General features: G+C 72.1%; 17 protein-coding genes. 6 read left to right on the top strand and 11 right to left on the bottom strand.

What is annotated here, in order from left to right; all coding sequences use genetic code 11:
* Positions 1-24: 24 nt before the first annotated feature.
* Both ACMATS_RS21995 and ACMATS_RS21990 read right to left on the bottom strand, forming a co-directional pair.
* On the bottom strand, positions 25-2529 hold the full coding sequence (locus ACMATS_RS21995) for a PQQ-binding-like beta-propeller repeat protein (RefSeq protein WP_414168787.1): 2505 nt from the start codon (positions 2527-2529) through the stop codon (positions 25-27).
* A 172-nt stretch (positions 2530-2701) separates the two neighbouring features.
* Positions 2702-3505, bottom strand: a complete 804-nt coding sequence (locus ACMATS_RS21990; RefSeq protein WP_390779932.1) for a VOC family protein — start codon at positions 3503-3505, stop codon at positions 2702-2704.
* 309 nt (positions 3506-3814) lie between these two features.
* Here ACMATS_RS21990 and ACMATS_RS21985 point away from each other — a divergent pair, with 309 nt between their 5' ends.
* A complete protein-coding gene (locus ACMATS_RS21985; RefSeq protein WP_390779931.1) occupies positions 3815-4462 on the top strand; it encodes a TetR family transcriptional regulator in 648 nt (215 codons plus the stop codon).
* Between the two features lie 120 nt (positions 4463-4582).
* On the opposite strand, the gene ACMATS_RS21980 is transcribed toward ACMATS_RS21985, so the two are convergent.
* Entirely contained in the window at positions 4583-5101 is a 519-nt protein-coding gene (locus ACMATS_RS21980; protein ID WP_414168786.1) for a nitroreductase family deazaflavin-dependent oxidoreductase, read from the bottom strand.
* Positions 5101-6303 (bottom strand): acyl-CoA dehydrogenase family protein, encoded by a 1203-nt coding sequence (locus tag ACMATS_RS21975; RefSeq protein ID WP_414168785.1) that lies wholly within the window; start codon positions 6301-6303, stop codon positions 5101-5103. The genes ACMATS_RS21980 and ACMATS_RS21975 overlap by 1 nt, the downstream gene beginning before the upstream one ends.
* An 89-nt stretch (positions 6304-6392) precedes the next feature.
* Here ACMATS_RS21975 and ACMATS_RS21970 point away from each other — a divergent pair, with 89 nt between their 5' ends.
* The gene (locus tag ACMATS_RS21970; protein ID WP_414168784.1) at positions 6393-7565 is read left to right on the top strand and encodes a thiolase C-terminal domain-containing protein; all 1173 of its coding nucleotides are present in this window, start codon (positions 6393-6395) and stop codon (positions 7563-7565) included.
* Positions 7566-7610: 45 nt separating this feature from the next.
* Positions 7611-8318, top strand: a complete 708-nt coding sequence (locus ACMATS_RS21965; protein WP_414168783.1) for a pyridoxal 5'-phosphate synthase — start codon at positions 7611-7613, stop codon at positions 8316-8318.
* Here ACMATS_RS21965 and ACMATS_RS21960 read toward each other — a convergent pair.
* A complete protein-coding gene (locus ACMATS_RS21960) occupies positions 8296-8895 on the bottom strand; it encodes a GNAT family N-acetyltransferase (RefSeq protein ID WP_390779926.1) in 600 nt (199 codons plus the stop codon). The two genes, ACMATS_RS21965 and ACMATS_RS21960, sit on opposite strands and share 23 nt — an antisense overlap.
* Before the next feature lie 8 nt (positions 8896-8903).
* Complete coding sequence (locus ACMATS_RS21955) at positions 8904-9362, bottom strand: Zn-ribbon domain-containing OB-fold protein (protein WP_414168782.1); 459 nt, start codon at positions 9360-9362, stop codon at positions 8904-8906.
* A gap of 75 nt (positions 9363-9437) precedes the next feature.
* Here ACMATS_RS21955 and ACMATS_RS21950 point away from each other — a divergent pair, with 75 nt between their 5' ends.
* The 3 genes from ACMATS_RS21950 to ACMATS_RS21940 all read left to right on the top strand — a co-directional run bounded on the left by ACMATS_RS21950 (position 9438) and on the right by ACMATS_RS21940 (position 13262).
* Positions 9438-11660 (top strand): acetate--CoA ligase family protein, encoded by a 2223-nt coding sequence (locus ACMATS_RS21950; protein WP_414168781.1) that lies wholly within the window; start codon positions 9438-9440, stop codon positions 11658-11660.
* A gap of 61 nt (positions 11661-11721) precedes the next feature.
* Positions 11722-12561 carry an enoyl-CoA hydratase/isomerase family protein gene (locus ACMATS_RS21945; protein ID WP_414168780.1) on the top strand — a complete coding sequence of 280 codons (840 nt, stop codon included), beginning with the start codon at positions 11722-11724 and terminating at the stop codon, positions 12559-12561.
* 56 nt (positions 12562-12617) lie between these two features.
* Positions 12618-13262, top strand: coding sequence for a flavin reductase family protein (locus ACMATS_RS21940; protein ID WP_414168779.1), 645 nt, complete (start codon positions 12618-12620; stop codon positions 13260-13262).
* Between the two features lie 61 nt (positions 13263-13323).
* Here the strand turns inward: ACMATS_RS21940 and ACMATS_RS21935 are convergent, their stop codons facing one another.
* From ACMATS_RS21935 to ACMATS_RS21915, 5 genes are all read right to left on the bottom strand, one after another.
* Positions 13324-14454, bottom strand: a complete 1131-nt coding sequence (locus ACMATS_RS21935; RefSeq protein WP_414168778.1) for a hypothetical protein — start codon at positions 14452-14454, stop codon at positions 13324-13326.
* Positions 14455-14797: 343 nt separating this feature from the next.
* The gene (locus ACMATS_RS21930) at positions 14798-15871 is read right to left on the bottom strand and encodes a Zn-dependent alcohol dehydrogenase (protein ID WP_414168777.1); all 1074 of its coding nucleotides are present in this window, start codon (positions 15869-15871) and stop codon (positions 14798-14800) included.
* A 42-nt stretch (positions 15872-15913) separates the two neighbouring features.
* On the bottom strand, positions 15914-17401 hold the full coding sequence (locus ACMATS_RS21925; RefSeq protein WP_414168776.1) for an aldehyde dehydrogenase family protein: 1488 nt from the start codon (positions 17399-17401) through the stop codon (positions 15914-15916).
* Entirely contained in the window at positions 17398-18570 is a 1173-nt protein-coding gene (locus tag ACMATS_RS21920) for an acyl-CoA dehydrogenase family protein (RefSeq protein ID WP_414168775.1), read from the bottom strand. Before ACMATS_RS21920 ends, ACMATS_RS21925 begins: the two co-directional genes overlap by 4 nt.
* Positions 18571-18628: 58 nt before the next feature.
* The gene (locus ACMATS_RS21915) at positions 18629-19540 is read right to left on the bottom strand and encodes an SDR family oxidoreductase (protein WP_414168774.1); all 912 of its coding nucleotides are present in this window, start codon (positions 19538-19540) and stop codon (positions 18629-18631) included.
* Between the last annotated feature and the right edge of the window lie 77 nt (positions 19541-19617).

Raw genomic sequence — 19617 nt, 5'->3', positions numbered from 1 at the left:
GGGCGCCGGCCGGCGCCCGCCCGGTCAACGCCGCGTGTGGCCCGTCCCCTTCGCGGCGTCCAGCGCGTACACGCAGCGGTCCTTGCTGCAGGCGTAGACGACACCGCCCTTGGCCACGGGCGAGCCGGTGATCTCGCCGCCCGTGGCCAGCTTCCAGCGGAGCTGACCGCCTGTCGCGTCGACCGTGTAGAGGCAGTGGTCGGCCGAACCGAAGTGCACCCGGCCGTCGGCGGCCACCGGCGCCCCCACGATGTCGCCGCCCGCCGCGAACCGCCACTTCGGCGTGCCCGTCACCGCGTCCAGCGTGTAGAGCGCACCACCGCTGCCCAGGTGCACGGAACCGTCCGCCACGAGCACCGGCTCCGTCGACTGCCGGGCCTCCGTCGCTATGCGCCACCGCTCGCGGCCCGCGGCCGCGTCCAGCGCGTAGACGGTGCCCAGGTAGTCCGCGATGTAGACACCGCCACCGGTGACGACGGGGCCGGGCGCGAAGGAGGGCGGGCACAGGAAGACCGCCGACGCCTCGAACCGCCAGCGCACGTCACCGCGCGCCACGTCGATGGCGAGCAGGCGCGTGCCGGCGGCGACGTACACCACTCCGTCCGGAGCGGCCAGCAGCCGCACCGGGACCCCGCCGCACGAGGCCGCATCGCCCACCGGATAGGACCACCGCTCGGCGCCCGTACGCGCCTCCAGGGCGCGCAGCCGGGCGTCGGCCCAGACGTAGACCACGCCGTCGTGGAGGGCCGGCCCGCAGTCCGGGGTCTCGAAGTCGGTCTGGACGCCGCCCGTCTCCCACAGCAGATCGCCGGTCGCGGCCTCCCACGCCTGGACGCCTCCGCCGCGGGTGCCCGTGACGACCGTGCCGCCCTCGGCCCGCAGCGAGTAGACCCAGCCGTCGGTCGAGAGCCGCCAGCGCTCCGCGCCGTCGGCGGCGTCGAGCGCGTACAGCGTGGGACCGTCCGAGGCATGTATGCGCCCGTCGGCGACGGCCATGGCCCAGGCCACGTCCCGGGTCTTGAACTGCCGCCGCCCGCTGGCGACATCGAGCGCGTGGACCTCGAACGAGGTGACGTACAGCAGGTCCCCGGCGACGGTGGGCGTGCCCCATACGTCGTTCGACATCCGGAACCGCCACGGCCGCCAACGCCCCTGGTCCGCCTGGACGTTGCTGCTGCCCGCGTCGGGCGATGCGACGGGGGCAGGCGGCGCGGCCGGTGCACCGGTCTGGCCCGGCAGCGCGGCGGAGGCTTCGGACGGGGGCCGGACCCATCCGGCCGTGGGACCGGCGGCCGGATGCGCCTGGGCGTCGGCGACCCGGGGGCCGGGGCCGATCGGCACCTGCGATCCGGCGAGCCGGACCGTCCCCTCGGGCGGGGCTGCGACGGGTGCGGCGGCGTGCCGGCCCTGCGGCCCGGTCAGCCCGCCACGCGGGTCGGGTGCTCCGACGACGGACCGTGCGGGGCTCGCGGGGCCCGCGCCCCAGCCGCTCGCCGCGTGGGCGCTCGGCGCGGGCTCGTAGCCGGGAGCGGGGGCCGGGCCGGAGGTGGGCGGCTGTGCGGGCCGGGGCGGCACGGCACGGCTGCGCCCCGTGCCCGCGGCACCCGCGGCACCGCCCGCAGAAGCGCGCTGCCCGGCCCTGCGGCCCTCGATCAGGGACACGGCGTTGTCCGGCAGCCAGGCCGACGCCGTGCCGCTGTCGTCGTCCCCGCCGGCGGCGAACAGGTGCGGGGCGAGCTGCGCCTGCAGGTCCGCCGGGCTGGGCCGGTGCTCGGCGCTCATCTGCATGCAGGAGTCGATGAGCGGCCGCAGCTCGTCGGGCAGGCCGCTCAGGTCGGGGCCTTCCCGCAGGAGCATGAAGACGGTCTCCACCGGGTTCGCTCCGTGGAAGGGCGCGTGCCCGGTCGCCGCGAAGACCAGGGTGGAGCCGAGGGAGAAGACGTCGCTGGCGCCGGTCACGCTGCGCGAGTCCCGCGCCTGCTCGGGGGACATGTAGGCGGGCGTGCCGACGGCGACGTTGGTCATGGTCAGCCGGGTGTTGGACACCCCCGACGCGATGCCGAAGTCGATGACGCGCGGCCCGTCCTCCACGACCAGCACGTTCGAGGGCTTGAGGTCGCGGTGCACGAGGCCCGCCCCGTGGATGGACTGCAGCGCCTCGGCGATGCCCGCGGCGAGCCACCGCACGGCCTGGGCCGGGAGCGGCCCGCACTCCGTGATGATCTCCTCGAGCGAGGGCGCGGGGACGTACGCGGTGGCCAGCCAGGGCACGGCCGCCCGCGGATCGGCGTCGACGACGGCGGCCGTGTAGAAGCCGCTCACCGCACGCGCCGCTTCCACCTCACGAGTGAAGCGGACGCGGAAGAGCTGATCCTCCGCGAGCTCCGTGCGCACCGTCTTGATCGCCACTCGCCGGCCGGATGCCGAGCGGGCGAGATAGACCAGCCCCATGCCGCCCGCACCGAGCCGGCCCAGCACCTCGAACGGGCCGATCCGTCTCGGGTCGTGCTGCGTCAGCTGCTCCACCACTGGCCTGCCACCTCCCCGTCGGGGCCCGGAAGGGTTTCCGGCCCCGCTGCAGCGTCTCACCGCGAATTATCCCGGGGAACGCACCCCGATTCTTCCTGGACTGGCCCGCGGTTGCGAACCCGGGTCGGGCTTCGTCGTGTCTCCGCCACATCCGGAACCCCGCCCCCCGCGGTCACCCCCTCTGCGCCTGCGCGGGATCGATGACGGCGAAGTGGGCTCCCTGGTCGTCGGCCAGCACGGCGAAGCGCCCGTAGGGGGTGTCACGGGGCTCGCGCAGGACGCGGCCGCCGAGCCGCACGGCGGTGGCGGCCGCGGCGTCGCAGCCGTCCACGACGAAGTAGACGAGGAAGTGCGCAGGCATCTCCTGCGGGAACCCGGCGTCCATGACGACCCGGCCGCCGACCGCGTGCTCGGGGGCCGCGGGTGTTCCGGCGGGGGTCCAGACGGCGAACTCGATGCCCGCCTCCTCGCTCAGATCGTCGGTGGCGAAGCCGAAGACCTGCTCGTAGAAGGGGTCGACGGCCTTGGCGTCACGGGTGTAGACCTCGGCCCAGCCGTACGAGCCGGGCTCGCCCCGCTCCTCGAAGCCCCCGTGGCTGCCGGCCTGCCAGACGCCGAAGACGGCACCGCCCGGGTCTGCGGCCGTCAGCATCGTGCCGTACTCGCCGACGGTCATGGGGCCCACGATGATCTGTCCTCCCGCGGCATGGATCCTGCGTGCGGTGGCCGCGGCGTCGGACGAGGCGAAGTAGAGGGTCCAGGCCGTGGGCATCCTCCCGTCGGGCTTGGGCGCCAGCGCCGCGACATTCTTCCCGTGGTGGAACGCCTGGGCGTAGTGCCCGTACTCGCCGCCGCTGTCCTCAAAGGTCCAGTCGAGGAGTTCGCCGTAGAAGCGCTTTCCGGCGGCGAGATCGGACAGCATGACATCCGCCCAGCACGGCATGCCTTCCGTGAATCCTTCCGCGGCTGCGCTCATGGGCCCGGCTCCTTCTGCGTGTGCTGCATCCGCCTGCGCGGGGTGTCCCGCCGCAGGTTGTGCCCAGCTGTCACGGTATCGGCGGAGGGGCGTTCTCGCGCGGGCTGTGGATAACCGGGGAATGGGCGGGTGACGCGGTTGTCCACAGCTTGTCGATAGGACAATTCACCGGTACGGGCCAATCCGCTTCAGCCGTCTCCATACCCCTTCACACCCCATCTGACCTGCCGATACACACCATCGCGCACCCCCGCCCCCATTTGCATGCGGCCGAATCGCGCTCCGATCACCCCTCGGTAAGCTGACGGCATGACAGGACAAGTACGCACCGTCGACGGCCGGGTGGCCGGCCGGCGAGGCCAGGCGACGCGGCAGAAGCTGCTCGACTGCCTCGGCGAAATGCTCAGCTCCTCGCCCTACCGCGACGTCAAGGTCATCGATGTCGCTCGCCAGGCCGGCACCTCGCCGGCCACCTTCTACCAGTACTTCCCCGACGTCGAGGGAGCCGTCCTCGAAATCGCCGAGGAAATGGCGAAGGAGGGCGCGAGCCTCACCGAACTCGTCGCCGGACGCTCCTGGGTCGGCAAGTCCGGCTGGCAGGCGGCCGAGGAACTGGTGGACGGATTCCTCGGGTTCTGGCGCAAACACGATGCGATTCTGCGCGTCGTCGACCTGGGCGCTGCCGAGGGGGACAAGCGGTTCTACAAGATCCGCATGAAGATCCTCAACGCGGTCACCAACTCCCTGACGGACTCCGTCAAGGAGCTCCAGTCCAAGGGGAAGGTGGACAAGGACGTCAACGCCGCGGCCATGGCGGGCTCGCTCGTCGCCATGCTCGCCGCGGTGGCCTCCCACCAGAAGGGCTTCCAGAGCTGGGGCGTCAAGCAGGCCGAGCTCAAGCCGAATCTCGCGCTGCTCGTCCATCTGGGCATCACCGGCAAGAAGCCGACGAAGTAGGCGCGTTGCAGGCCCTCTTGCGGGCCTGTCCGCTCACGTCTCTCTCGCGTGTCTCGCACGTCCTGTCATCGCGGCGGCGGGCCGCCCGGGCATGGCCCCGGGCGACCCGCCGCGTCGCGCTCATAGCGGTGAGGACTCAGCGGTCCCCGGCGGCTGCCGTCGCTCCAGCCGGAAGAGTCTGATCTCCCGTTCCACACGCGCCTGATAGCGCTCGTACGGCGGCCAGAACCTCAGCAGCGCCGCCCAGACCGTCTCCCGTTCCGCTCCGCGCAACAGCCGTGCGCGCACGGGGATGTCCCGGCCCTTCCAGCTGATCTCCGCGTCCGGGTGGGCCAGCAGGTTCGCCGACCATGCGGGGTGGCCGGGGCGGCCGAAGTTGCTGCCGACGAGAACCCATCCCCCGTCCGTGCCGTCGCGGCCGCCGTCCGGCATGCAGGCGAGCGGTGTCCGCCGCTGCTGCCCGGTCTTCGCGCCTGTCGACGTCAGGACGAGCCCCGGAAGCAACTTCGTGCTCAGCAGCAGCCTTCCGCCCGTCAGACGGTGCACCGCGCGGTCCAGGGCTGGTACGCAGTGCGGTGCGATTCGCGCGAACGAGCGGGTGGACGAGACCTTCTGCACCAGGCGTTCGACTACAGGCATCACAGCACCACCGCTTCCCGACCCTCTGAAACGTCAAACAGCCCCGCCAGTTCGGCCGCATGGGCCCTCAACCGGTGCACGGGCCCGAACATCAGCTCGTCGGAAGCCGCTCGTTTGAAGTACAGCTGCACATCGTGTTCCCATGTCACCCCGATACCTCCGTGCAGTTGGACGGCCTCGCCCGCCACCCGCCACTGGGTCTCCAGGGCCTGTGCGAGCGCGAGCGCCCCGACGGCCCGCCCCCGTGCGGTACCGGCCGCGGCCCAGGCTGCGTAGTACACGGCCGAACGTGCCGCCTGAACGGTCACATGGAGATCCGCCAGCCGGTGCTTGACGGCCTGGAACGATCCGATCGGCCTGCCGAACTGTTCGCGTACGCGCGCGTACTCCACGGTCTTCTCCAGGGCCCGTGCTGCGGCACCCACCGCCTCTGCAGCCAGTACGGGGGCAGCGCTGCCTCCGAGCGCAGCGAGGGCGGGCAGCGCATCGCCGGTACCGAGCGGTTCCGCGTCGGTGTCCCGCAGCTCGATACGGGCCTGCGGCCGCGTCTCGTCCAGTGCGGTCAGACGCGTACGGGTCACTGCGTGCGCACGGTCCGGCCGTACGGCGAACAGGAGCGTGCGGCTGCGGGCGTATCCACCGGTGTGCGCGGCGACGAGCAGCAGTCCCGCGCTGTGGCCGTCGAGCACCTGCCCGGCCTCCCCGTACAGCCGCCAGCCGTCGGCGGTGTGCCGCGCCTGCACTCCTCCGGCCCGCCCGTCTCCGGCCCAGGCGCCGTCGTCCGGCCCGGCGAGGCCGAGCGCCGTCGTCAGCGTGGTGCCGGGCAGGACAAGTGCTCCCGTGAGCTCGCCGGAGGCCAGTCCCGGCAGCAGTTGCGCGCGCTGCTGCGGCGTTCCGAGCGCGGTGACGAGCGGCACGGTGAGCGCTGCCGTGGGCAGGAGGGGTGACGGCAGCAGGACGCGGCCCGTTTCCTCGGCGGCCAGGGCGAGTTCGAGGGTTCCGCAGCCCGTTCCTCCGTAGCGCTGTTCCACTGCCAGGCCGACCAGTCCAGGGGACGAGCCGAGCTGCCGCCAGAGGTCCGTGTCGTACCCGGCCCGAGTGCGGACCGCTGCGCGGACCTGTTCCGAGGAGGCATGCTTCTGCAGCAACTCCCGCAGGGTGCGGCACACTTCCTTTTGTTCGTCGCTCAGCCGGGCATCCATCGCGGACTCCCCTCATACGGTCCGACGGCGGGCATTATGGCGAGGGGAAGCCCACTTTCCCAGAGCGAATCTGATGTACCGTCAGATTCGTGTCTTCAGGCCGACGCAAGGTCGCCGTCGTCGGTGTCGCCCTCGCGGACTGCGGCCGCCTCGACACCGTCACGCCCTACGCCCTGCATGCCCAGGCCGCACGCCGCGCCCTCGCCGATTCCGGTCTCGACAGAAGCCTCGTCGACGGCTTCGCCTCCGCCGGTCTCGGCACGCTCGCGCCCGTCGACGTCGCGGAGTACCTGGGCCTGCGGCCCACCTGGGTGGACTCGACCTCCGTCGGCGGCAGCACCTGGGAGGTGATGGCCGCCCACGCGGCGGACGCCATCGCAGCAGGGCATGCGAACGCCGTCCTCCTCGTCTACGGCTCCACCGCACGCGCCGACATCAAGGCCGGCCGGCGCACCGCCAACCTCGCCTTCGGCGCGCGCGGCCCCGCACAGTTCGAGGCACCGTACGGTCACACGATCGTCGCCAAGTACGCCATGGCGGCGCGGCGCCACATGCACCAGTACGGCACAACCGTGCAGCAGTTGGCCGACATCGCCGTTCAAACCCGCGCCAACGCAGCCTGCAATCCGCACGCCCTGTACCGCGACCCGATCACGGTCGACGACGTCCTCGGCAGCCCGCTGATCGCCGACCCGTTCACCAAACTGCACTGCTGTATACGGTCGGACGGCGGCTGTGCCGTGCTGCTGGCCGCAGCGGACTACGTGCCGGACACTGCGAAGCCTCCGGTGTGGGTGCTGGGCGCCGGCACGGCGGTGTCGCACATGACGATGTCGGAGTGGGAGGACTTCACCGTCTCCCCCGCTGCGGCCTCCGGGCGGACGGCCTTCGGGCAGGCGGGCGTGACCGCGCAGGAGATCGACGTAGCCGAGTTGTACGACGCGTTCACGTACATGACGCTCGTGACGCTGGAGGACCTCGGCTTCTGCCCGAAGGGCGAGGGCGGCGCATTCGCCGCGGACGGCAGGCTGACGACCGGTGGTGCGCTGCCGGTCAACACCGACGGCGGAGGGCTGTCCGCCTGCCATCCGGGAATGCGGGGCCTGTTCCTGATCGTCGAGGCGGTGCGGCAGCTGCGCGGCGAGGCGGAGCCGGGGCGCCAGGTCCGCAGGCGTGGAGGACGGCTGCCGCAGCTCGCCGTGGCGTCGGGCATGGGCGGCTGGTTCTGCTCGTCCGGGACAGTGGTCCTCGGGCGCGGCTGACCGCCCGGCACACGGCCCGTGCACCGCCTCCTGTTGGATGGGCACATGAGCAACGTGCCGGACGCCAGGCAGCAGGAGCAGGAACAGGACGAGCGACAGGAGTCCTTCCGGCGCCTCCTGCGCTCCCTCCCCGTGTGGGACACCGAACTGCCGCACTTCGACCCGGCCGCGGCACCGGACGACCCGCTGCCGCTCTTCCAGCAGTGGCTGTCCGACGCGGCCCGGGCGGGCACTCCCGAGCCGCACACCATGAGCCTGGCCACCGTCGGCGCCACCGGACGTCCGTCCGTGCGGACGGTGATGCTGCACGACGCCGACGAACGCGGCTGGCACTTCGCCACCCACCGCACCAGCCGCAAGGGCCGCGAGCTGGCGGCACGCCCCGAGGCAGCCCTGGGCTTCTACTGGCCCGCTGTCGGGCGGCAGGTGCGCATCCAGGGCACGGTGACGGCAGCGGACGCGGCGGAGAGCCGCGCGGACCTGGGCAAGCGGTCACCCGGCGCGCTGGCCGCGGCCCTGGTGGGGCACCAGAGCGAGGAGCTGTCCTCGTACGCGGAACTGGAGCGGGCCTCGGAGGCGGCCTGGGAGCGGGCACGCCGCGAGCCGGACGCTCCGGTCGACAGCTGGACGCTGTACGTCCTCGCTGCCGACGAGGTCGAGTTCTTCCAGGGGGACGCGCGGCGCCGGCACGTGCGCCTCGTCTACCGCCGTACGGGCCCGGGGTCCTGGACTACCGGGCTGCTGTGGCCGTGAGGTCGGGTGCCGGGTCGGTGGCGAGCCGGGCATGGAGGTGCACGTCCCACATCCGGCCGTCGACGCCCGGCATCGCACCGCGCATCGTGCCCTCGTAGGCGTACGCGCAGTGCCCGGCGACGCGGCAGGAGGCGCGGTTGGGCAGGACGTGCCCCAACTCGACCCGGTGCAGCCCGAGCTCGCCCCGGAACGCCCAGCGCGTGACGGTCTCCAGGGCGCGGGAGGCATAGCCGCGGCCCCGGTGCTCGGGCAGGACCCAGTACGCGACGCGGGCGGACTGCAGCACTTGGTCGATCATCGCGAGCCCCACATGGCCCACGACGGCGCGGAATCCGTCGTCCTCCGTGGTGATCGCGAACGAGGCCTGGTCCCCCATCCGCCAGCCCGCCGCGCGTCGTTCGAGGAACTCCCGGGCACCGTACTCGTCCGGGGCGGGCACGGTGACGGCGTTCCAGCGGCGGAAATCGGGGTCCGATATGCCGCGCAGCACGGCGTCGAGATCCCGTGCCTCCCAGGGGCGCAGCAGCAGGTCGTACTCACCGAGCCAGACCGGATCCAGTGCCTTGGGTTCCATCATGTGTACATTCAACACGTCCGGAACAGCGGTATCACCAGGGCGAGTTCCGGATCCTTGCGGAAGGTGACGGTGAGCTCCACGCCCACGCGGAGCGAGCCCTCCGGGCAGCCGGTCACCTCGGTGGTCATGCGCGGCCCCTCGGCGAGGGAGACGACGGCGGGGACGTAGGGCAGCCGGGATCCGAAGGGCGGCAGATCGTTGACGTGGACGACGGACCAGGTGTAGAGCGTGGCCCTGCCGCAGGCCTCCTCCCAGACGACGTCGTCGCTCCAGCAGTACGGGCAGAACTCCCGCGGGTAGTGGTGCGCCCTGCCGCAGCCGGCGGCGCGGCAGCGGCGGATCAGCAACCGTCCTTCTCCGGCGGCCTCCCAGTAGGTCCGGGTGAAGTCGTCGGCTTGCGGGACATCGGCGCGCGGCCGTCCCTCCACGTCCGGCCTCCCTTCACGGGCCGTTCGCGGACGGCCCATTCCTGACGGTCCATCAGATCTGTAGCCTGACTGCACGTCAGCTTATCGGCCAACGAGCAGGAGTGGGCGAGAACGATGCTCGGATCGACTCATGGCACCCTCACCACCACCTCCCGCCCGGCCCGCGTGGCGGCCTGCGGCGAGCGCCCCGGACCGGCCGTCCACGGCACCGCCGACGAGCGGGAGACGGACGTCAGCGGCCGTCCGCTGCATGCCGAAGTCCCCGATCTGGCACGGTTCTTCCGACCCCGGACCGTGGCCGTCGTCGGCGCCTCGGACGCCGATGGGCGACCCGGCAGGACCGTCACCGCGCAGCTGATCGACTGGGCCGGGCGCGTCGACGCCCGTATCCACCTCGTACACCCCACGCGCACCACCGTCTTCGGCCTCCCCTGCCACCGCTCCGTCCAGGACCTGCCCGAACCGGTCGACGTCGCCGCCGTACTCGTGGGCGACCCCCTTCCCTGCGTCCGTGAACTCGCCGATCACAAGGCCGGGTTCGCCGTCGTCTTCGCCTCCGGCTTCGCCGAGGCCGGCGCCGAAGGAGCCGCGGCCCAGGCCCGGCTCGCCGCCGCCGTCCGCGGGACGGGCACCCGGCTCCTCGGCCCCAACACCAACCTCAACGCCTTCGAGCGCTTCCGCGACGACCTGGACGGACCGGCCATCGCGCTGATCACCCAGTCAGGCCACCAGGGCCGCCCCGTCTTCGCCCTGCAGGAGCTGGGCATCCGGCTCTCGCACTGGGCTCCGACGGGCAACGAGGCGGACCTGGAGTGCTCCGACTTCGTCTCCTGGTTCGCCGGCCGGCCCGAGACCGGCGCGATCGCCGCCTATCTGGAAGGGATCAAGGACGGCCGCTCCTTTCTCCTCGCGGCCGACCGGGCGGCCCGCCGCAAGGTGCCGGTCGTCGCCGTCAAGGTCGGCAGGACGGAGGCCGGGGCCCGCACCGCCGCCTCCCACACCGGCAAGCTGACCGGAGCGGACGACGTGGTGGACGCGGCCATGCGGCAGTTCGGCGTGATCCGAGTCGACGGGCTGGACGAGCTCCAGGACACCGCGGCGCTCCTCGCCCGCGCCCGGCAGCCCCGGGCCGACGGGGTGGCCGTGTATGCGATCTCGGGCGGCACGGGCGCCCACTTCGCCGACCTCGCCACCGCCGCCGGCCTCGACCTGCCCACGCTCTCCCCCGCCAAGCAGGACGAACTGCACCAGTGGATACCCGGGGACCTGAGCGTGGCCAACCCCGTCGACTGCGGCGGCCATCCCGTGGGCGACGCCCGCGGCCGCAGGATCATCGACGCGCTGCTCGCCGATCCGTCCGTCGGCGTCCTCGTCTGTCCCATCACCGGCCCCTTCCCTCCCCTCAGCGACCGGCTCGCGCAGGACCTCGTGGACGCCGCAGAGGAGACGGACAAGCCGGTCTGCGTGGTGTGGGGATCCCCCGTCGGCACGGAGGACGCCTACCGCACCACCCTGCTCGGCTCTTCGCGCGTTTCCACCTTCCGCACCTTCTCGAACTGCATCACCGCCGTCCGCGCCTACCTCGGCCACCACCGCTTCACCACCGGCTACCGCTCCCCCTTCGACGACGCACCGCGCGTCCCCTCTCCCTCGGCAGGCAAGGCGCGGGCCCTCCTGCGCCCGGGCGAGCAGCTCAGCGAGCACGCGGCGAAGCAGCTCCTGCGGGCGTACGGCATACGCGTCCCCCGCGAACACCTGGTGACCAGCGCTGCGGCGGCCGTCCGGGCGGCGGGCCAGATCGGCTACCCCGTGGTCATGAAGGCCTCGGCACCGCAGCTCGCCCACAAGTCGGAGCTCGGCCTGGTCAGGATCGGCCTCACCTCGGCCAGCCAGGTCCGCGACACCTACCGCGAACTCACCGACATCGCCCGCTTCGAAGACCTTCCGCTGGACGGCATCCTCGTCTGCCAGATGGTCGGGCGCGGCATCGAGACGGCCGTCGGCATCACGCACGACCGGATTTTCGGCCCCACCGTGACCGTGGGACTGGGAGGCGTGCTGATCGAGGTCCTGGACGACACGGCCGTGCGCATACCGCCCTTCGGCGAGGGCGATGCCCGCGCGATGATCGGCGAACTGCGCGGGCGGGCCCTGCTGGACGGCGTCCGGGGACGCCCGCCCGCCGACACGGACGCCCTCGTCGAGACCGTCCTGCGCGTCCAGCGCTTGGCACTCGAAGTGGGTGACGGAATCGCAGAGTTGGACATCAACCCGCTCGTGGTGCTCGACCACGGCCAGGGCGCGGTGGCCCTCGACGCGCTGGTCCTCTGCCGCTGACGCGGCACGCACATCCCCGAACGGACCGTGCCCGGCCGCCCGCAGGACAAGGAGCTCCCCCATGAACCTCTCCCCCCGTGAAGGGCCCCCCGGCCCCTCCGCATCGGATGAGTCATTGGTACTGCACCCCACTGACAACGGCGTTGCCCGGATCATCCTCAACCGCCCGCACACCCTCAACGCCATCACCCCTGACCAGCGGGAACAGTTGATTTCACATGTGTCCCGGGCCTCCGCCGAACCGGCCGTGGGAGCCGTGGTGATCACCGGGTCCGGCGGGGGATTCTGCTCCGGAGCCGACCTTCGTTCCGCAGCGGCGGCAGCCCCCTCCGAGCGCATTCCGGGCGACGTGGCCCGCACCATCCGCCACGGCGCACAGCGACTGATCGCGGCGGTCCTGGACTGCGAGAAGCCCGTGATCGCCGCCGTGAACGGCGTCGCCGCAGGCCTCGGTGTCCATCTCGCGCTGGCCTGCGACCTCGTCCTGGCCGCCGAATCCGCCCGGTTCACCGAGGCGTTCGTCCGCCGCGGCCTGGTGCCGGACGGCGGCGGGGCTTATCTCCTGCCGCGTCTGGTGGGGTTGCAGAGAGCGAAGGAGCTGATGTTCTTCGGCGACACACTGTCCGCCGCCGAAGCGGAACGATTCGGCCTGGTGAACCGCGTCGTGCCCGACGGAGAACTGGCCGACACGGCCAAGGCGTGGGCCGAGCGCCTCGCAGCCGGGCCGACCCGGGCCCTGGCCCTGACGAAACAGCTGCTCAACGCCTCGTTCGACGCCGACCGCACCGCCGCGTTCGCTGCCGAGGCGGCAGCCCAGGAGATCAATGCGACGACGGCGGACGCGACCGAAGGCATCCGCGCCTTCGCCGAACGCCGCAAGCCCGTCTACCGGGGGCGGTGACAAGGCGTGCGGCGAGAGGACTTCCACTCTGACGCAGCGTCACTTTCAATGGCTGCATGATGGGACACGCGGGGATGGCCGCAGCCGCCGTGCGCCACTTGCGCCGGAAGGGGGCGCCGGCGTCCGCGGCGCCGCCGGTCGACCCACTGCCCCGGCCCGAACTCCGGGCCGTGCGGGCGGACGAACCACCTCCACCGGACCCCGCCGAATTCCGGCGCGTCCTCGGCCACTTTGCCTCCGGCGTCACCGTGATCGCGGCGCCCGGCACGGAGGGGGAACCGCCCGCCGGCTTCGCCTGCCAGTCCTTCGCCTCGCTGTCCCTCGACCCGCCGCTCGTCGTGTTCATGGTGGCGCGGACCTCCGCGTCCTGGCCGCGCATCGCCCGTGCGGGGGTCTTCTGCGCCAGCATCCTCGGCGCCGGGCAGGAGGCGCTGTGCCGGGGTTTCGCGGTCAGCAGCGCGCAGAACGCCGACAAGTTCGCAGGGGTGCGCCACGAGCCCGCCCCTGTCACCGGGTCGCCGAGACTCGCGGACGTACCGGCCTGGGTCGACTGCTCGGTCCACGCGGTGCACACGGGCGGCGACCATCTCGTGGTCGTGGGGCGCGTCGAGGCCCTGGGGGCGGACGAGAACGCCGCGGGAGCCGGGCCGTTGGTCTTCCACAGGGGCACGTTCGGGACGCTGCGCACCACCGAGCGCTGAACGACGCAGGAGAGACGGGAGCAGTGCGCCCTGCCGCTGCTTCTGTCCGTACTTCTTGCCCTTACTTCTGGTCCTCCGCGCCGTGGTGCTCACTCTCGCCGCGGTGCTCGTTCTCTTCGCGGTGCACGGTCCCGACGCTCTGCTTGCCCTCGTCACCGTGCTTGCCGCCGTGCCGGTGCTTGCCGCCGTGCCCGCCCTTGACGACCTTGGTCAGCACGTATTTCTTGCCCGAGCCCGGCTTGCCGATCTCGTGGAAGATCCGGGGCTTCTTCTCCGTACCGGTGAGGCTCCAGTCACGGGCCAGCTCGCAGCTGCCGATCCGCATGGAGACGCCTTGGACGGGCCCCTTGCCCGGCAAGGGCGACCACGTCCCGGAGCCGTCGCAGTCCTTCGGCTTGTCCTTGCCCGTGCCGTCCCACACGTAGTTGTCGAGGCCCTTGGCGACCAGCGCCCCGTGCGTCTCGAGCCTGACCGTGCCGCCGCGGCCGTCCGTCCAGGTGCCGGCAAGGTCCGACCCGGAGAGCCGGGGCGGCTCGTACACGTTCACCAGACCGGTCCCGTAGACCGTCGCGCCCACCGCTCCGACGGCCAGCCATGCGATCGCACCGTTGCGGGTGACCTTCCGGGCCACGCTTCCGGGCCGGTTCTCACGGATCCGACTGCCTGCCGCTCCGGCGACCAGAGCGGCAGGCAGCAGGACTGCGGTGAGGGACGACCACCAGAGCAGGTACGCAAGCGGGTGCGCCGGCGAAAGGCTGCCGAGTGCGGCGATGCCTCCGAACACGGCCACCGCACCGGCGGCGACCACCGGCACGGCCCCCAGCGTCCACTTCCACCCGCCGGGACGGCCCCGGCGCTCGGCCGCCCGGCGGGCGAGCGTCAGTGCAGGCATCACAGCGGCAGCAGTGACGAATCCGCTGAGCAGCACGACGAGCAGCAGAGCCCCGAGGGACACGGCAACGGCCAGGAGGACCCCGCTGGGCAGTACGTCGTGTTCGCGGGACAGCAGGATGAGCACACCGACCGTCGCAGCGACCACCGATTCCGCACAGAGCGCGGCCATCGATGCGCAGAATGCTGCGCCGAAGCCGTCCGGGTGCGCCACCTGCCGCGCGGTCGTACGGGCCGTCCCCGGGGCGACGTCCTCTGTCGCCTCGTCGGGTATGGCGTGCGGCTCAGCCTGCTGTGTCATGTCGCCCCTCTCTCCAAGAAAGATTCCCCCAGAGGCCGAGAGGTTCCGCTGCGGGGTCGTTCCGAGACCGTGCCCGGCTGCCGACCGGGCGACCATTCTTACCGAATAGCCTTGCTTGACCCGATACGGGCCATACAAGCCGGCCGCACGCTCGGACGGCGGCCGCAGCAAACCCTGCTGCGCAAGGGAGCAGCAGGGATCACATGCGGATTCCCGGGGTAGGACGCAGCAGGTCGCCGGAACGTTGTCAGGACAGCCGGACGCATCGGGGAGAGGGACAGCAGAGGCAGAAAGGGACAGGAGCGGGGGACGAGGGCGCGTCACTCCTGGAGGTGCAGGCGCGTCATTCCCGGAAGGACAGCACCGCCCGTGTCACCGCTCCGCGGCGCACGTCCTCCGCCGCCTTCCCGAACTCCTCCACCGGATAGACGGCGGACACCAGCTCGTCCAGCAGGAGCCGTCCTTCGCCGTACCACCGTGCGTACAGCGTTATGTCGTGCTGCGGCCGCGACGAACCGTAGCGGCAGCCGAGGATCGACTTGTCGAGATACATCGACGAGACGGGGAACGATGCCTCCGCACCGGAGGACGGCACCCCGAGCAGCACCGCCTGACCGTGCCGGTCGAGGAGGCCGATCGCCTGCCGCACGAGCCGGGTGTCGCCGACGCACTCGAAGGCATGGTCGGCGCCGCTGGGGAGGATCTCCCGCACGGCGGCGGAGGTGTCGGGGACGGTGGAGGCGTCGACGAAGTGGGTCGCCCCGAACTGCCGGGCCGCCGGGCTCTTCGCCGCGTTGGCGTCGATGGCGACGACGGGCGAGGCTCCGGCGATGCGGGCCCCTTGCAGGACGTTGAGCCCGATGCCGCCCGCCCCGATGACGACCACGGAGTCGCCCGGCCCGACCCGGGCGCGCCGGAGCGCCGCACCCACTCCCGTGAGCACCGCGCAGCCCATGACGGCGGCCGAGGCCATGGGCATGCCGGCCGGGATCCTGACGGCCTGGACCCCCTTGACCACCGTGCGCTCCGCGAAGACCGAGCTCGAGGCGAACTGGAACAGCCGCTCGCCGGGCCGGGAGAAGGGGCGGCCCGGCCTGCCGATGGAGGCACGGCACATGGTGGGCCGGCCTCGGTCGCAGTCGGGGCAGGTGCCGCAGTTGGCCAGTGTGGACAGTGCGACGTGATCGCCGGGAGCGACGTGAGTGACGCCTGTTCCGACCGACTCGACGATGCCCGCGCCCTCGTGCCCGAGCACGACGGGGACGGGAAACGGAATGACCCCGTCGACGACCGACAGATCGCTGTGGCACAGGCCTGCGGCGGCCACGGAGACGAGGACCTCGCCGGGCCCGGGCGGGCGGACCTGCAGGTCGTCGACCGTCCGCACCTGCTTCCCGTCGAAGATGACACCTCTCATGCCCAGCTGTCCTCTCGTCCTCGCGGGTTGACGGCGGCGGTCTCAGGAGGACCAGACGACCGACTGGAGTTCGCTGTACGCGTGCAGTCCGAAGGAGCCCCCGTCCCGGCCGATGCCGCTCTCCTTGAAGCCCCCGAACGGGGTCTCGGGGTGCCGCTGGGCCGTGTTGATGCCGACGTTGCCGCTGCGCAGCCGGGCGGCGAGGGCCCAGGCGCGGGCGGTGTCGGAGCCGAAGACGTAGTCGTGGAGCCCGTACGGGGTGCCGTTGGCGATGTGCACCGCTTCGTCCTCGTCGTAGAAGGGGAGGGCGACGACGACGGGCCCGAAGATCTCCTCGCGGGCCACGGTCATGTCCGGGGTGGCGTCGGCGATCAGGGTGGGCCCCACGTAGAAGCCGCGCCGCAGGTCGGGGCGGGTGCCGCCGACGACGATCCGGGCTCCCTGGGCCCGGGCGCCGGCGATGTACGCCTCGACACGGTCGCGCTGGTCGGCGGAGATCAACGGGCCCACGGCGGTGGAGTTGTCCACAGGGCTTCCCACGGTCAGTGACTCAGCGTAACGTTGGAGACCGGCAACGACCCGTTCGTACAACGCCCGTTGGACGAGCACGCGGGTCGGCGCCGTGCAGATCTGCCCGCTGTGGAAGGACCAGACCGAACCGACCGCCCCGATCGCCGACCTGAGCACCGCTCCGTCGGCATCCCCCAGGACGATGGCAGCACCCTTGCCGCCCAGCTCCATCAGGGTGCGCTTCATCGACCTCCCCGCGGCCTCGGCGATCTTCTTCCCCACGGCGGTGGAACCGGTGAAGCTGACCATGTCGACGCCGGGATGGGCCACCAGCGCCTCACCGGCGGCAGGCCCCGAACCGGTCACCACGTTGAACGCACCGTCCGGGAGGCCGGCCTCCTGGAAGAGCGGGCCCAGGAGCAGACAGCACAGGGGGTCCTGCGGCGCCGGCTTGGCCACGACCGTATTGCCCATGGCCAGGGCAGGGGCGACCTTGCCCGCGAGATTGACGACCGGGAAGTTGTAGGAGGTGATGCAGCCGACCACGCCCACGGGGCGGCGCACGGCCACGGCGCCCACGAGGCCGCCGGGAGCGAGCGGGCTCGCCGCGACGGGCCGGGGCGCGAGCGGCACGGTGTCCGGTTCCAGGGCGCCTCGCGCATAGCACCGGAAGCGTTCGGCCGCCGTGGGCAGTTGCATGGCCGAGGTGACGCGCAGGGTCGCGCCCGTCTCGGCCTGGAGGAGGGGGACGATCTCCTCCTTGTGTTCGAGGATCAGTTCCGCCATCCGGTCCAGTACGGCTGCGCGTTGCAGCGGAGTCGTACGGGACCAGCCGTCCTGAGCGGCCCGTGCGGCGGTCACGGCGTCGGCGACTTCGGCGGGAGTCGCCTCCGGGGCCTCCCCGACGACCTCTTCGGTCGCCGGATTGACAACTGGATAGTGCCCTTTTTCCGGCGCACGCCACGTGCCGCCGATCCAGTGCCCGTAGGCGGTTGCTGCCGCCGGTGTCGCCGATGTCATGGCCGGGGCTCCTTCGGCAGGCCGAGCACGCGCTCGGCGATGACGGTGCGCTGGATCTCGTCCGAGCCGCCGTAGATGGTGTCGGCGCGACTGAAGAGGAACTGGCGCTGCAGGTCGTCCAGTTCGTAGGGGCGCGCGGCATCCCAGTCGCGCGGCCCGAGGGCGGCGGACGCGCCGCGTACCTGCATCGCCAGCTCGCCCAGCCGTCGATGCCAGCCGCTCCACAGCAGTTTGGCGACTGCGCCCGCCCCGGGATCGTCCCCCGCGCCGAGGTTCCGCAGGGCGTTCCAGCGCATGCTCTGCAGCTCGGCCCACTGCCGTACGAGCCGGTCGCGCATGACCGGTTCCGCTGCGGCGCCCGTCTCCCGGGCGAGGCCGACGACCCGGGCCAGTTCGGCCGCAAAGCCGATCTGCTGGGCGAGGGTGGCCACTCCGCGCTCCCGGGCGAGCAGGCTCATCGCGACCCGCCAGCCGTTGCCCTCTCCGCCGACGAGGTGTTCGGCGCGGGCCTCGGCATCGTCGAAGAACACCTCGTTGAAACCGGCGTCCCCGGACATCTGCCGGATCGGGCGGACGGTGATCCGGCCGGGCTGGTCCATGGGGACGAGCAACAGGGAGAGTCCGTGATGGCGCCGCGATCCCGCCGTGCTGCGGGCGAGGACGAAGCACCAGTCGGCCTCGCGGGCGTGGGAGGTCCAGATCTTCTGGCCGGTGATCCGATAGGTGCGGCCGCCGTCGGCGCGGGTTGCGGACGTACGGACGGCGGCGAGGTCGGACCCTGCGCCCGGTTCGCTGTAGCCCTGGCACCAGAGTTCCTCGCCGCGGGCGATGGCGGGAAGGAAGCGGGCTCGCTGATCGGCGTCGCCGTGGGCGAGGAGGGTGGGGGCCAGCAGGTTCTCGCCCATGTGACCGAGGCGGGCGGGCGCCTGGGCGCGAACGTATTCCTCGGCCCAGACGATCTGTCCGGCCGGTGTGGCGGAGCGGTTGCCGAAGGTTCCGTGCGTGCGGTCCCAGCCGAGGCCGATCCAACCGCCGGTGCCGAGTTCGCGTTCCCAGGCACGGCCGCCGGCCCGGGAACGCGCCCCGGGCTCCCCGGCGAGGCGCTCGGCCAGCCAGGCCCGCGCCTCCTCCCGGAGTGCTTCGTCCTGCGGCCCGAAGGCGAAGTCCATGCCGTCTCCCTTCGATACAACCCGCGGGGAACGGGGGGCGGGAACCGCCGTATGCGGACTAGGTATTGGGCCGCTCGTCCGCCGCAGCCGCCTTGGCCATGGCCTGCAGCCGGTCCAGGAGCGGCATCGGATCGGTGCCGACCGTCCCCGGAAGGAGATCGGCGATCTTCTCGGGGCTCCAGCCGCCTTCGGCATAGGCGGCACGCAGTTCGCGGGGCTGCGCCCATACGGCGATCTTGGGGCCGGCCACGGTGTAGACCTGCCCGGTGATTCCCTCGGCACGAGCGCGGTCGCTGAGCAGGTAGACGACGAGTGCGGCCACGTCCTCCGGTTCGCCGATCTCCGTCAGTTCCATCGGCACCTTGGCGGACATCCGTGTACGGGCCACGGGGGCAACGCAGTTCGCGGTCACCCCGTATTTGTGGAGGCCCAGGGCTGCACTGCGCACGAGGGAGATCACGCCGCCCTTGGCGGAGGCGTAGTTGGCCTGGGCGACGCTGCCCTGATGGCTGCCGCTCGTGAAACCGATGAGAGTTCCGCTCCCCTGGCGCCGCATGGCGGCCGAGGCGGCCCGGAAGACGGTGAACGTGCCCTTGAGGTGAGTGGCGATGACGGGGTCCCACTCCTCTTCCGTCATGTTGAAGAGCATGCGTTCGCGCAGGATTCCGGCCACGCACACAGCACCGTCGATGTGTCCGTAGCGGGCGAGGGCGGTGTCGGCGATCCGCTGCCCTCCGGCCATGGTCGAGATGTCGTCCGTGACGGCCACGGCCTCGCCGCCCGCCGTTTCGATCTCCTTGGCCACGGCGGCGGCGACCTCGCCGGCGGGTTCTTCGCCGCCGATGGTCACCCCGTAGTCGTTGACGACGACGCGTGCCCCCTCGGCGGCACAGGCCAGGGCCACGGCCCGGCCGATCCCCCGGCCGGCACCGGTGACGGCAACCACCTTGCCTGCCAAGAAGTTCCCCACGGTGCGCCCCTTCCCGCAACTTCTGACGGACCGTTAGATTCTGGAGAGGAGGGCCGGGGAAGACAAGAGCCGGGAGG

Source organism: Streptoverticillium reticulum, from assembly GCF_047456005.1.
GTDB lineage: Bacteria > Actinomycetota > Actinomycetes > Streptomycetales > Streptomycetaceae > Streptomyces > Streptomyces reticulum.
The sequence above is the reverse complement of the archived record's forward strand: the minus strand, read 5'-3'. Positions and strand labels throughout refer to the sequence as shown.